Origin of the sequence: Massilia sp. 2TAF26 (assembly GCF_052115005.1) — a bacterium.
In the GTDB taxonomy this organism is placed as follows: Bacteria; Pseudomonadota; Gammaproteobacteria; order Burkholderiales; family Burkholderiaceae_D; genus Telluria.
Window position 1 is genome coordinate 256,622 of sequence record NZ_JBFRFV010000005.1, and the last position, 12,087, is coordinate 268,708.

12 protein-coding genes are annotated in these 12,087 nt (G+C 62.4%); 9 read left to right on the plus strand and 3 right to left on the minus strand.

The window, feature by feature from the left end; genetic code table 11:
• Window positions 1-45: 45 nt before the first annotated feature.
• The 4 genes from AB4Z32_RS07745 to AB4Z32_RS07760 all read left to right on the plus strand — a co-directional run bounded on the left by AB4Z32_RS07745 (window position 46) and on the right by AB4Z32_RS07760 (window position 2,317).
• Complete coding sequence (locus tag AB4Z32_RS07745) at window positions 46-636, plus strand: hypothetical protein (protein ID WP_442121255.1); 591 nt, start codon at window positions 46-48, stop codon at window positions 634-636.
• An 11-nt stretch (window positions 637-647) separates the two neighbouring features.
• Complete coding sequence (locus AB4Z32_RS07750; protein ID WP_442121256.1) at window positions 648-1,643, plus strand: hypothetical protein; 996 nt, start codon at window positions 648-650, stop codon at window positions 1,641-1,643.
• Window positions 1,644-1,651: 8 nt separating this feature from the next.
• Window positions 1,652-1,951, plus strand: coding sequence for a YkgJ family cysteine cluster protein (locus tag AB4Z32_RS07755; RefSeq protein ID WP_442121257.1), 300 nt, complete (start codon window positions 1,652-1,654; stop codon window positions 1,949-1,951).
• 78 nt (window positions 1,952-2,029) lie between these two features.
• Window positions 2,030-2,317: a hypothetical protein gene (locus tag AB4Z32_RS07760; protein ID WP_442121258.1), complete on the plus strand. Its 288-nt coding sequence runs from the start codon at window positions 2,030-2,032 to the stop codon at window positions 2,315-2,317.
• Window positions 2,318-2,371: 54 nt separating this feature from the next.
• On the opposite strand, the gene gyrB is transcribed toward AB4Z32_RS07760, so the two are convergent.
• The 3 genes from gyrB to dnaA form a co-directional block, all read right to left on the minus strand.
• A complete protein-coding gene (gene gyrB, locus AB4Z32_RS07765; RefSeq protein ID WP_442121259.1) occupies window positions 2,372-4,876 on the minus strand; it encodes a DNA topoisomerase (ATP-hydrolyzing) subunit B in 2,505 nt (834 codons plus the stop codon).
• Window positions 4,877-5,045: 169 nt separating this feature from the next.
• Window positions 5,046-6,152 carry a DNA polymerase III subunit beta gene (dnaN, locus tag AB4Z32_RS07770; protein ID WP_442121260.1) on the minus strand — a complete coding sequence of 369 codons (1,107 nt, stop codon included), beginning with the start codon at window positions 6,150-6,152 and terminating at the stop codon, window positions 5,046-5,048.
• Window positions 6,153-6,271: 119 nt separating this feature from the next.
• Window positions 6,272-7,711 carry a chromosomal replication initiator protein DnaA gene (gene dnaA, locus AB4Z32_RS07775; protein ID WP_442121261.1) on the minus strand — a complete coding sequence of 480 codons (1,440 nt, stop codon included), beginning with the start codon at window positions 7,709-7,711 and terminating at the stop codon, window positions 6,272-6,274.
• Between the two features lie 360 nt (window positions 7,712-8,071).
• Between dnaA and rpmH the strand changes: the two genes are divergently transcribed.
• The 5 genes from rpmH to mnmE all read left to right on the plus strand — a co-directional run bounded on the left by rpmH (window position 8,072) and on the right by mnmE (window position 12,087).
• Window positions 8,072-8,206, plus strand: a complete 135-nt coding sequence (gene rpmH, locus AB4Z32_RS07780; RefSeq protein ID WP_075796440.1) for a 50S ribosomal protein L34 — start codon at window positions 8,072-8,074, stop codon at window positions 8,204-8,206.
• 35 nt (window positions 8,207-8,241) lie between these two features.
• Window positions 8,242-8,670 carry a ribonuclease P protein component gene (rnpA, locus tag AB4Z32_RS07785; RefSeq protein ID WP_442121262.1) on the plus strand — a complete coding sequence of 143 codons (429 nt, stop codon included), beginning with the start codon at window positions 8,242-8,244 and terminating at the stop codon, window positions 8,668-8,670.
• Complete coding sequence (yidD, locus tag AB4Z32_RS07790) at window positions 8,667-8,909, plus strand: membrane protein insertion efficiency factor YidD (protein ID WP_442121263.1); 243 nt, start codon at window positions 8,667-8,669, stop codon at window positions 8,907-8,909. Before rnpA ends, yidD begins: the two co-directional genes overlap by 4 nt.
• 10 nt (window positions 8,910-8,919) lie before the next feature.
• Window positions 8,920-10,602: a membrane protein insertase YidC gene (gene yidC, locus AB4Z32_RS07795; RefSeq protein WP_442121264.1), complete on the plus strand. Its 1,683-nt coding sequence runs from the start codon at window positions 8,920-8,922 to the stop codon at window positions 10,600-10,602.
• A 105-nt stretch (window positions 10,603-10,707) separates the two neighbouring features.
• Window positions 10,708-12,087, plus strand: coding sequence for a tRNA uridine-5-carboxymethylaminomethyl(34) synthesis GTPase MnmE (gene mnmE / locus AB4Z32_RS07800; protein ID WP_442121265.1), 1,380 nt, complete (start codon window positions 10,708-10,710; stop codon window positions 12,085-12,087).

The following is a 12,087-nucleotide window of genomic DNA, read 5'->3' on the forward strand; positions in this document are numbered from 1 at the left end:
CGTGGCACGTCAATTCACTTTTTCCAAATGAGCCGGAGGTAATACATGCTGCTGAAGCAGCTTTCTGATGAGGACAAGCGCACTTTCCTTTGCATGGCCGAGCTGTTGAGTCTGTCGGACAAGCCCGTTCTCTGGGGCGGCAAGCGGCGCGAAACGATTGCGGACAATGCCAAATCCGCGAACGTCACGATCCAGCGTGACGAGCATGAAACCCGGATGATGGAAGAACTGGCGTCGATTGCCGCGGACAAGGGAGGCGGCAGTTTCTTCCTCCACAGGCTTTCCGGCACTCCCCTCGGCCGCTCCGATATCGAATCCGAACTGGTCGCGCGGATCAAGCCTCTGCGACTGCACGACGAGGACGACCCGGCCGTGCGCGTCCGGGTGGCAAGCGAAGTACTGCGCGAGATCCTGAAGGACAAGAAAGCGGACATTCCCAGCGCGCCCAAGCTGATGCTGTTCGAACTCATGATGCTCGCCCTGGCGGACGGCAGCATTTCGAATATCCAGTGGCAGCTGCTGGACGAGTTCAGGCATCACTACCAGCTTGAAGACTACATCTTCAACGATCTGCTGGAACGCGCCCGGACCACCTATGTAGAAACCCAGAAGACCCTCGCCATCATTCTCGAATAAGGACAATAACCATGGCCGTTCCCATCATTCTCGGCGCGATTGCGGGCGCCACCGCCCTGTACGGCGTCGTCAAAGGCGCCAGCGGCGCCATCGATCACAGCAATGCGAAAGACATCAATACCACCGCCCAATCGCTGGTCGACGGCGCCAACCGCAGCGTCGAAGAGCAGCGCAAGGCGACGAATACGGTCCTCGAGGACTACGGCACCCGCAAGCTGCGCGCCTTCAATGGGGTCATCGCCGATTTCGTCGACACCTTCGGCAAGCTGAAGAACGTGAAGGCCGTCCACACGCCCGAGCTGGACAAGCTGAACCTGGGCGATTTTTCGAAGATCACGCTGCAGGCGCTGCGCGACGACTATGCGCTGCTCAAGAGCTCGGGCCTCGGCCTGGGTTCGGGGCTGGGCGGCGGCGCGGCGCTGGCGTTCGGCGCCTATAACGGCACGATGCTGCTGGCCACGGCCAGCACCGGCACCGCCATCTCGACCCTGAGCGGCGCGGCGGCAACCAACGCGACCCTGGCCTGGATCGGCGGCGGTTCCCTCGCCGCGGGCGGTGGCGGCATCGCGCTCGGCACGATGGTATTGGGCGGCATCGTAGCCGGCCCGGCCCTGGCCATCTTCGGTCACATCGTCGGCAACAAGGGCGAAGAGGCGCTGAACAATGCCTACAGCAACCTGGAACAGGCCCGTACGATCAAGAAAGAAGCCGAACTCATGTGTTCGAAGCTCGAAGCCATCCAGCGCGTGTCTTCGCTCGCCAACACTACCTTCTCGAAAGTCAGCTCGAAGCTGCGCCGTGCCGTGAGCGACCTGACGAGCACCGTGGAAGCCAGCGGCGTCAATTACGCCAGATATTCGGACGAGGAGCGCGAAGTCGTGTTCCGCTCGGTGAAGTTCGCCCAGCTGGTCAAGGCAATGATCGATACGCCTATCCTCGACGAGAATGGCGCCCTGGTGCTGTCGACCGAAAAGCGTACCGAGGAAATCGCCGCACTGGCTGCCTGACGATGTCCATGCACGATGTCGTCGCTCCGCGCCGCACCTTTCCTTGCACCGGGTGCGGGGCATGCTGCAGGCATGTCGGCCTTGCGGAGGAAACGCGTTTCCTCGACCGCGGCGACGGCACGTGCAGGCATTTCGACGAAGCGGGCAGGTCCTGCGCGATCTATGCGGAGCGCCCGCTGGTTTGCCGCGTCGATCGTTATTACGACGCCCATTATGTCCACCTGGTCGGCTGGGATGAATTCATCGAATTGAATCTCATGGAATGCGCCCGCCTGGCCGCCATGGATGAAGCTACTTCCCCGGACTGAGCAATTTCAACACGTCCATTCCCGTCCCGTATTTCAATTGCTGCCTGTGCCCGGCTTTGGAACGATGGAGCGTGAATAATGCAGCGATTCCTGATTTGTCTTGTCCTGGCGATGCAGGCATTTCCTGTGCTGGCCCAGGATTATCTTCCGCGCGACGTGCAGCGCTTCATGGACCGCCGTGAAAGCTGCGACCAGGTCCGGCGCATCAAGGATGCCGATAGCCGGATCCTCAAGCCCTGCATGGGAACGGACAAGGAGCTTGCGCAGTTGAAGCGCAAATACGCGGCCAATTCGACGATCATGCAGATTCTGAATCAGTTCGAAGCGTCTATCGAAGTGGCTGAGGCGCCGGTTCGGCGCAAATGAAAAAGCCAGCCCCGGGAGGCTGGCTTTTTGCTAAGCAGTGCAGCGATCACAGGATCAAACGTCGATATTCCCCGCCTGCAGCGCATTCGACTCAATAAAGTGACGACGCGGCTCGACCTCATCACCCATCAAGGTGGTAAAGATCTGGTCCGCAGCAATCGCATCCTCGATCTGCACCTTCAGCAGGCGGCGCACGGTCGGATCCATGGTGGTTTCCCACAGCTGCTCCGGATTCATCTCGCCCAGACCCTTATAGCGCTGCTTGGACACGCCACGCTCGGCTTCCTCGCGCAGCCATTCCATGGCCTGCTGGAAGTCGCGCACGGCGAATTCCTTCATCTTCTCGCCTTCGCCGCGGCGGATGATGGCGCCGTCGCCCATCAGGCCCTGGAAGGTGGCGGCCGAGCTGGCCAGGGTCGCGTAGTCGGCGCCGGCCACGAAGTCGGCGTCGATCGAGGTCACCTGCACGTTGCCGTGGTGGATGCGCTCGATGCGCAGTGCGTGCTTGTCCGACAGTGCGTCGGAGCGCACGCCAACCTTCACGCTCGGGTCCTTGACCGCGTCGGCCAGGGCCTGGGCCGATTTCTCGGCGGCTTCCTGGCTCGACAGGTCGAGGGTCACGCCGGTCATGATGGCGGACAGCGCGGCGCGGTCGATCACGCGCGTCAGGCGCATCATGATGGCGTTGGCCTTGTTGTACTTCTCGACCAGGTCGCCCAGGGCGCCGTCGGTGATCGGTTCCGCGCCGTCCTTCGGCAGCAGGGCGGCGCCGTTCAGGGCCACGCGCATCATGTAGCTCGCTTCCTCGACGTCGTCCTTCAGGTAGCGCTCGTCGCGGCCGGCCTTCACCTTGTACAGCGGCGGCTGGGCGATGTAGATGTGGCCGCGTTCGACCAGTTGCGGCATCTGGCGGTAGAACAGCGTCAGCAGCAGGGTGCGGATGTGGGCGCCGTCGACGTCCGCGTCGGTCATGATGATGATGCGGTGGTAGCGCAGCTTGTCGACGTTGAACTCGTCCGGGCCGATCGAGGTGCCGAGGGTCGCGATCAGGGTCGTGATCTGCTCCGACGACAGCATCTTCTCGAAGCGCGCCTTTTCCACGTTCAGCACCTTGCCGCGCAGCGGCAGGATGGCCTGGAATTTACGGTCGCGGCCCTGCTTGGCCGAACCGCCTGCGGAGTCACCCTCGACGATGTACAGTTCGGCCAGCGCCGGGTCGCGTTCCTGGCAGTCGGCCAGTTTGGACGACAAGCCCAGCCCATCCATCACGCCTTTGCGGCGGGTCAGGTCGCGTGCCTTGCGGGCGGCTTCACGCGCGCGCGCGGCTTCGACGATCTTGCCGCAGATGATCTTGGCGTCGTTCGGCTTTTCGTTCAGGAAGTCGGTGAGCGTCTTCGCCACGATCTCTTCGACCGGGCCGCGCACTTCCGACGACACGAGTTTGTCCTTGGTCTGCGACGAGAACTTCGGCTCCGGCACCTTCACGGACAGCACGCAGGTCAGGCCTTCGCGCATGTCGTCGCCCGAGATCTCGACCTTCGCCTTCTTGGCGAATTCGTTCTCGTCGATGTACTTGTTGATCACGCGGGTCATCGCCGCGCGCAGGCCGGTCAGGTGGGTGCCGCCGTCGCGCTGCGGAATGTTGTTGGTGAAGCACAGCACCTGCTCGTTGTACGAGTCGTTCCACTGCATGGACACATCCACCGAGATATTGGTGCCCTGGTCCGACAGGCGGTCGCCGGTGGCCTGGAACACGGTCGGGTGGAGGACGCTCTTGGCCTTGTTGATGTACTCCACGAAGCCGCGGGTGCCGCCTTCGAAGGCGAAGATTTCTTCCTTGCCGTTGCGCTGGTCGGTCAGCTTGATGTTGACGCCGTTGTTCAGGAAGGAGAGTTCGCGGATGCGCTTGCTCAGGATCTCGTAGTGGAACTCGACGTGGGTGAAGATTTCCTCGTCGGCCCAGAAGTGGACCTCGGTGCCGCGCTTGTCGGTGTCGCCGATGATCTTCATCGGGGACACTTCCACGCCGTCGACGACTTCGATGATGCGGTCCATCGGAACGCCGCGCGAGAACTCGAGCTGGTGCACTTTGCCTTTTTGGCGAACGGTCACGCGCAGCAACTTCGACAGCGCGTTCACGCAGGAGACGCCGACGCCGTGCAGGCCGCCGGAAACCTTGTACGAGTTCTGGTTGAACTTGCCGCCGGCGTGCAGTTCCGTCAGGGCGATCTCGGTTGCCGAGCGCTTTGGCTCGTGCTTGTCGTCCATCTTGACACCGGTCGGGATGCCGCGGCCGTTGTCGGTGATCGAGATCGAGTTGTCGGAGTGGATCGTGACGTGGATCTCGGTGCAGTAGCCGGCGAGGGCTTCGTCGATCGAGTTGTCCAGCACCTCGAACACCAGGTGGTGCAGGCCGGTGCCGTCCGACGTGTCGCCGATGTACATGCCCGGACGCTTTCGCACGGCCTCCAGGCCTTCGAGGATCTGAATCGACGAGGCGCCGTACTCTTCCGCCTTGGCAGGAGAGGATTCCAAAACTGCTTGAGTGTTCTCGGACATGACTGCTTTCTCAAATAACGTGTAAATCAGACGGCTGGCTTTTGGCTTGCTGTCTCAATCGTCTATGGGGAAGGCGTGCGATGCTGGTGTTGTTCAGCTCAGCATGGGTTCCCGCTTTCGCGGGAACGACGTAGCCACAATAGACGAATATATGGGCGCTTTGCCCTAATTAAATACGCATCGGCATGACGACGTACTTGAAGTCGCCATTTTCAGGAATCGACATCAGCGCCGACGAATTCGAATCGCCCAGCGAGATGTTCACCTGGTCGCACTTCAGGTTGTTCAGCACGTCCAGCAGGTAGGTCACGTTGAAACCGATGTCGATCGAATCGCCGCCGTAGTCGATTTCCAGTTCTTCCACCGCCTCTTCCTGGTCGGCGTTGGTCGAGCTGATCTTCATCGAGCCCGGGGCGATCAGGCAGCGCACGCCCTTGAACTTGTCGCTGGTCATGATCGCGGCGCGCTGCAACGAGCGCAGCAGTTCGTCGCGGCTGATCGTGAAGTCGTTCTTGTAACCCTTCGGGATCACGCGGGTGTAGTCAGGGAACTTGCCCTCGACCAACTTCGATACCAGTTCGATGTCGGCGAAGGTCAGTTTCACCTGCGAGGCGGCGATGTCCAGGCGGACGGTCTCGTCGCTTTCTTCCAGCAGGCGCTGCAGTTCGATGATGGTCTTGCGCGGGATGATGACTTCCTGGCGCTCGAAGGACTGCTCGGCTTCCACCTGGGCGAAGGCGAGGCGGTGGCCGTCGGTCGCGACCGCGATCACGTTGTGGCCGTCCAGCACCAGCAGCAGGCCGTTCAGGTAGTAGCGGATGTCCTGCTGGGCCATCGCGAAGTGCACCATGTTGAACAGGTGCTTCAGCGTCTTCTGCGGCAGGGTGACGGAGGCGTTGTAGGTGTCGGCCACGGAGACGGTCGGGAATTCCTCGGCCGCCAGGGTCTGCAGGGCAAAGCGCGACTTGCCGCTCTGCACGGTCAGGCGCTTGTTCAGCAGGGTCATCGTCACGTCGCCCGATTCCGGCAGGGCGCGCAGGATGTCGAGCAGCTTGCGGGCCGCGACGGTGGTGCCGGTTTCTTCAGGGCCCGAGCCGATATTGGCCAGGGTCGTGATCTGCACCTCGGTGTCGGTCGACAGGAAAGAAACGCTCTCGCCATTCTTGCGGATGAGGATATTGGCCAGAATCGGCATGGTGTGCCGACGCTCGACAATACCACTCACGATCTGCAGTGGCCGGAGAAGCGTGTCTCGGGTGGTTTTGACCAGTTGCATAAATATCCCTCGGTTTTTATAAGGTAAAAATGTTGTCTGCGCAATATTTTGCCAGAAATCACTAAGGAAAAACCCTCCCGGCACATCCCTGACGGCGAGAGGGTTTTACCCGCCGTGCATCAGCCCTTCAGTGTCTGCTCCAGCACGTGCAGTTCATGGTTGCATTCGGCATTTTTCTGCCGGTCCTGGGCGATCTTGCGCACGGCGTGCAGCACCGTCGTATGGTCGCGGCCGCCGAACAGCTCGCCGATTTCCGGCAGGCTCTTCTGGGTCAGTTCCTTCGCCAGGTACATCGCGATCTGGCGCGGACGGGCGATGTTCGCCGGGCGGCGCTTCGAATACATGTCCGCGACCTTGATGTTGAAGAAGTCGGCCACGGTCTTCTGGATGTTTTCCACCGAAATCTGGCGGTTCTGTACCGACAGCAGATCCTTCAGGGCTTCCTTCACCACATCGATGGTGATCTCTTTGCCGTGGAAACGCGAGTAGGCAAGGATCTTGCGCAGCGCGCCTTCCAGCTCGCGCACGTTGGAGCGCAGGTGCTTGGCCACGAAGAAGGCGACGTCGTCGTTCAGCACCACGCCTTCCGATTCCGCCTTCTTCATCAGGATCGCCACCCGCATCTCGAGTTCCGGCGGTTCGATCGCGACCGTCAGGCCGGAGTCGAAGCGCGAGATCAGGCGGTCGTCCATGCCGGTGATCTCTTTCGGATAGGTATCCGAGGTGATGATGATCTGCTTCTTGGCGGCGATCAGCGCTTCGAAGGCGTAGAAGAACTCTTCCTGCGTGCGGCTCTTGCCGCCGAAGAACTGAATATCGTCGATCAGCAGCATGTCAAGCGAGTGGTAGTAATGCTTGAAGTCGTCGAAGCCCTTGCGCTGGTAGGCGGTGACGACGTCGCGCACGTACTGCTCGGCGTGGATGTAGCGGATGCGCGCACCCGGCTGATCCGCCATCACCTGGTTGCCGATCGCGTGGATCAGGTGGGTCTTACCGAGGCCGACGCCGCCGTAGAAGAACAGCGGGTTGTAGGAGACGCCCGGATTGTTCGCGACCTGGATCGCGGCGGCGCGCGCCAGCTGGTTGGCCTTACCGGTCACGAAGTTCTCGAAGGTGAGCTCGGGATTGACGCGGCTCTGCTCGCGGCGCGGGTTGTTGGCGATGACGTTGTCCGGCGTGACCACCGGGGTGGCCGGCACGGTGTTGTCGGCGGCGGCATTGATGCCCAGCGCGCCGCTGCCACCGTTGATCCCACTGAGGCCGGCGCCGTTGCCCTGGCTGCCGGTGGACGTGGTCGGGGCCGGCTTTTTCGGCAGGTTCCGCGGGTCGAGCACGAACTGCACGTCAACCGGACGCTCCCAGAACTCGGAGGCGAGGGCGGTAATGCGATTGGCGAACTGCGATTTTACCCAGTCGAGCTTGAAGCGGTTGGGCGCCGCAATGCGCAGCTTACCGTCCTCATAGTCGAGGGCGACAAGTGGTTTGATCCACGCGGTATATTGCTGCGGCGTCAGCTCGAGTTCCAACTGCGTAGAACAGGCTTGCCAAAAGTTTTCCATACATCGACCAAGTTAAAGCGTAACACTCTATTTTAACTGTCTTCTCGAAAGTTATCCACAGGCGCGGCAGGTTTTTTCCACCGAATCTCAACAGCGTGATGCACATGCGCAACCGTTTTTCCTGCGCCCTCGGCGGCGCTGCAATGCAACAGCTTCCTTGACAGCTCGACTGAAAATGCTGTCTAATTCAGGGTTCCCCGCCCACACGCATTGCCGACTCAGGCACTCAGCACATGGGCGAACAAGCTTTGCTGAGGCGTGACGCTGGCTTAACAACTGCGAAATGTCATCGGCGTATTGCCGGCTCACGAGAAGCCGGCTCCGATTTTTTGCATTCTTTTTGCTTTAAGCGAGACCACCATGAAACGTACTTACCAACCTTCCGTCGTTCGTCGCAAGCGCACGCACGGCTTCCGCGCACGTATGGCTACCCGTGGTGGCCGTCTGGTCCTGAACGCACGCCGCGCCAAGGGCCGCAAGCGTCTGGCTGTCTAAGCCAACAGACGCTCCTGTCGACCGCGCTTCAAGTAATGACAGGCGAAGGTTCGCACGACTTCGCGCGCGTTCGGCGTATCGTAAAAACGGATGAGTTTTCATCCGTTTTTCGTTTGCGCCCGGTACAAAAAACCGCGCATTTCGTGCTCTATACCCGACCGAATGACCTGCCGCACGCACGGCTGGGCGTCGTCGCGGCCAAACGTTTCGCTCCGCGCGCGGTCACGCGTAACACCATCAAGCGCATCACGCGCGAACTGTTCCGCACCACGCCGCTCCCTGGCATCGACTGCATCGTGCGTCTCGCGCGGCCGGTCAACGCCAAGGACGGCCCGGCCACGACCGCGGCCCTGAAGACGCTGCTGCGCACCGAGCTGGCGCGCCTGTTCGCGTCACAGGCGCCAAGGCCGCGCAAGCCGGCGCCGGCGCCTGCGCCGGACAGCTCGGGACGACAGCCATCATGAACTGGCTGCTCGTCCGGCTGTTGCGCGGTTACCAGTTACTGGTGTCTCCGATGTTCGGGCCGAGCTGCCGTTTTTATCCGACCTGTTCCAATTACGCGATCGAAGCGGTGCGCACGCATGGCGCCGCCCGTGGCGGCTGGCTGGCCTTGCGCCGCGTCTGCCGCTGCCATCCCTGGAACGCGGGCGGTGTCGATCCGGTGCCATCCCCACCAACCGCTTGCGGTTGCAACCATTCCTGAATAAGACCCAATGGAAATCAATAAACGTACCATCCTGTGGATCGTGTTCGCCGTCTCGCTGGTCGTCCTCTGGAACGACTGGATGGTGGCCAACGGCAAGCAGTCGATGTTCTCGCCGGCGCCGCCTGCCAAGGTCGCGACCGCGCCCGCTACCCAGCCGAAAGTGAACGATCTGCCGGCCCAGGCCGCCACGCCCGCATCCGTGCCCGAGTCCGGAGCAAGCCCGGTTCCGGCCGAAGGCGCCGCCGCCGCACCGGCACCGATCCAGACCAAGATCATCACGATCACGACCGACGTCTACAAGGCCGACATCGACACCGCCGGTGGCGTGATCCGCCGCCTGGAGCTGCTGAAGTTCCGCGACAAGGTCGACAACACCAGGAACCAGCTGCTGTTCCACGTCGATCCGGCCAAGGGCCGCCTCTACCTGGCGCAGACTGGCCTGACCCCGGCCGCGACCGGCGTCCTGCCGAACCACAACACCCCGTTCGTGGCCAAGCCGCTGGTTACGCTCGATAACGGCAACCAGACTCAATTAGTCCTGGAAGCGGAGCAGGGCGGTGTGCGCCTGACCAAGACCTTCACCTTCCGCCGCGGCGACTACGTGATCGGCGTGCGCCATGACGTGACCAATATCGGCACCGTGCCGGTATCGCCGTCGCTCTACCTGCAGCTGCAGCACGACGGCAGCAAGCCGGAAGGCGACACCTACTTCAACAGCAGCTACACCGGTCCGACCCTGTACACCTCGCAGGACAAGTACCAGAAGCTGACCTTCGAGAAGATCGCCAAGGGCAACGCCGAGCACGCGACCAAGGCCACCGACGGCTGGATCGCGATCTCGCAGCACTTCTTCGTCTCGGCCTTCATCCCGCCGGAGAAGGTCCAGCGCGACATCTACACGAAGAGCCTGGGTAACAACCTGTTCGCCATCGGCACCGTGATCCCGCTGGGCACCGTGGCGCCGGGCGCGACCGTGTCCGACGAGGCCCGCCTGTACTCGGGTCCGCAGGAAGAGAAAGTGCTGGAGAAGGTCACCCCGGGCCTGGAGCTGGTGCGTGACTACGGCTGGGCGACCATCATCGCCAAGCCGATTTTCTGGACCATGGACCAGCTGCATCAGATGATCGGCAACTGGGGCTGGACCATCGTCGCCTTCACCATCCTGATCAAGCTGCTGTTCTTCCCGCTGTCCGCAGCCGGCTATCGCAGCATGGCCAAGATGAAGACCGTGACGCCGAAGATGCAGGCGATCCGCGAGCGTCATAAAAACGATCCGGTCAAGATGCAGCAGGCCACCATGGAGCTGTACAAGACCGAGAAGATCAACCCGCTGGGCGGCTGCCTGCCGATCCTGATCCAGATGCCGGTGTTCCTGGCCCTGTACTGGACCCTGCAGGCCGCGGTCGAAATGCGCGGCGCGCCGTGGATCCTGTGGATTCACGACCTGACCGCCCCGGACCCGTTCTACGTGCTGCCGATCCTGTACGCGATCTCGATGTTCGTGACGACCCGCCTGAACCCGCAGCCGGCCGATCCGATGCAGGCCAAGATGATGATGTTCATGCCGCTGGCGTTCTCGGTCATCTTCATCTTCTTCCCGTCGGGCCTGGTTCTGTACTGGGTGGTGAACAACCTGATCTCGATGGCGCAGCAGTATGTGATCACCAAGAAGTATGCGCCGGCGAAGTAAGTCTGTGATGCTTTGATCGGAAAGCCCGTGTTCGCACGGGCTTTTTTTTCGCCACCGTCGTCCCCGCCTGCGCGGGAATGACGATGGTAGGTACAATCCTCCTCTATGAAACTCGACACCTCCCCAATAGCCGCCATCGCCACCGCCCCCGGCCGCGGCGGCATCGGCGTCGTGCGCGCCTCCGGCAAGTCGCTGGCGCCGCTGATCGACGCCCTGTTCCCCGGCTTGACGCTGGCGCCACGCCACGCCACCTACATCCCGTTCAAGGACGCCGCGGGTAGCGTCATCGACGAAGGCCTGGCCCTGTACTTCAAGGGCCCTCACTCCTATACGGGCGAGGACGTGCTGGAACTGCAGGGCCACGGCGGTCCGGTGGTGCTGCGCATGCTGCTGGCGCGCGTGCTGGAAGCCGGCGCGGACGTCGGCCTGCGCCTGGCCGAACCGGGCGAATTCACGCGCCGCGCCTTCCTGAACGACAAGCTCGACCTGGCCCAGGCCGAGGCCGTCGCCGACCTGATCGACGCCTCGACGGAAGCCGCCGCCAAGTCGGCCTCGCAATCGCTGTCCGGCGCCTTCTCGAAAGTCGTGCACGAGCTGGTCGACAAGACCATCAACCTGCGCATGCTGGTCGAGGCCACGCTCGACTTCCCGGAGGAGGAGATCGACTTCCTCGAGAAATCCAATGCGCGCGGCCAGCTGGCCGGCATCATCGACGCGCTGGAACACGTGTTCCGCCAGGCCGCGCAAGGTGCGCTGCTGCGCGAAGGCCTGAACGTGGTGCTGGTCGGCCAGCCGAATGTGGGTAAATCCTCGCTGCTGAACGCGCTGGCCGGCGCCGACGTCGCCATCGTCACCCCGATCGCCGGTACCACGCGCGACAAGGTCAGCGAGACCATCCAGGTCGAGGGCATCCCGCTGAACATCATCGACACGGCCGGCATCCGCGCGCTGGACGAGGGCATCGACGTGGTCGAGCGCATCGGCATCGAGCGCACCTGGGGAGAAGTCGGCAAGGCCGACGTGATCCTGCACCTGCTGGACGCGAACCTGGGTCCGGCCAAAGCCGACGAGGAGATCGTCGCCGCCTTCCCGGAAGGCGTGCCGGTCATCCGCATCTGGAACAAGATCGACCTGTCGGGCCACAAACCCTCGGTGGACGCGGGCGCGGACGCGACCCACATCTACCTGTCGGCCCACGAGAAGATCGGCATCGAGCTCCTGCGCGCGGAACTGCTGCGCATCGCCGGCTGGCAGCAGACCGGCGAATCGCTCTACCTGGCGCGCGAACGTCACCTGATCGCCCTTCGCGCGGCGCGCGAGCACCTCGATGTGGCGGCGGCGCACGCGGCGCTGGACGACCAGTCGCTCGACCTGTTTGCCGAGGAGCTGAGGCTGGCGCAGGATCAGCTGTCCAGCATTACCGGGCAGTTCACGCCGGATGATCTGCTGGGGGTGATTTTCAGCCGCTTCTGCATCGGCAAGTAA

Coding starts and splice junctions, on each gene's coding strand:
- AB4Z32_RS07745 (WP_442121255.1), top strand. CDS start 46: ATGCTGCTGAAGCAGCTTTCTGATGAGGACAAGCGCACTTTCCTTTGC.
- dnaA (WP_442121261.1), bottom strand. CDS start 7,711: ATGGAAAACTTTTGGCAAGCCTGTTCTACGCAGTTGGAACTCGAGCTG.
- yidD (WP_442121263.1), top strand. CDS start 8,667: ATGAACTGGCTGCTCGTCCGGCTGTTGCGCGGTTACCAGTTACTGGTG.
- yidC (WP_442121264.1), top strand. CDS start 8,920: ATGGAAATCAATAAACGTACCATCCTGTGGATCGTGTTCGCCGTCTCG.
- AB4Z32_RS07750 (WP_442121256.1), top strand. CDS start 648: ATGGCCGTTCCCATCATTCTCGGCGCGATTGCGGGCGCCACCGCCCTG.
- rnpA (WP_442121262.1), top strand. CDS start 8,242: ATGACAGGCGAAGGTTCGCACGACTTCGCGCGCGTTCGGCGTATCGTA.
- AB4Z32_RS07755 (WP_442121257.1), top strand. CDS start 1,652: ATGCACGATGTCGTCGCTCCGCGCCGCACCTTTCCTTGCACCGGGTGC.
- rpmH (WP_075796440.1), top strand. CDS start 8,072: ATGAAACGTACTTACCAACCTTCCGTCGTTCGTCGCAAGCGCACGCAC.
- dnaN (WP_442121260.1), bottom strand. CDS start 6,152: ATGCAACTGGTCAAAACCACCCGAGACACGCTTCTCCGGCCACTGCAG.
- AB4Z32_RS07760 (WP_442121258.1), top strand. CDS start 2,030: ATGCAGCGATTCCTGATTTGTCTTGTCCTGGCGATGCAGGCATTTCCT.
- mnmE (WP_442121265.1), top strand. CDS start 10,708: ATGAAACTCGACACCTCCCCAATAGCCGCCATCGCCACCGCCCCCGGC.
- gyrB (WP_442121259.1), bottom strand. CDS start 4,876: ATGTCCGAGAACACTCAAGCAGTTTTGGAATCCTCTCCTGCCAAGGCG.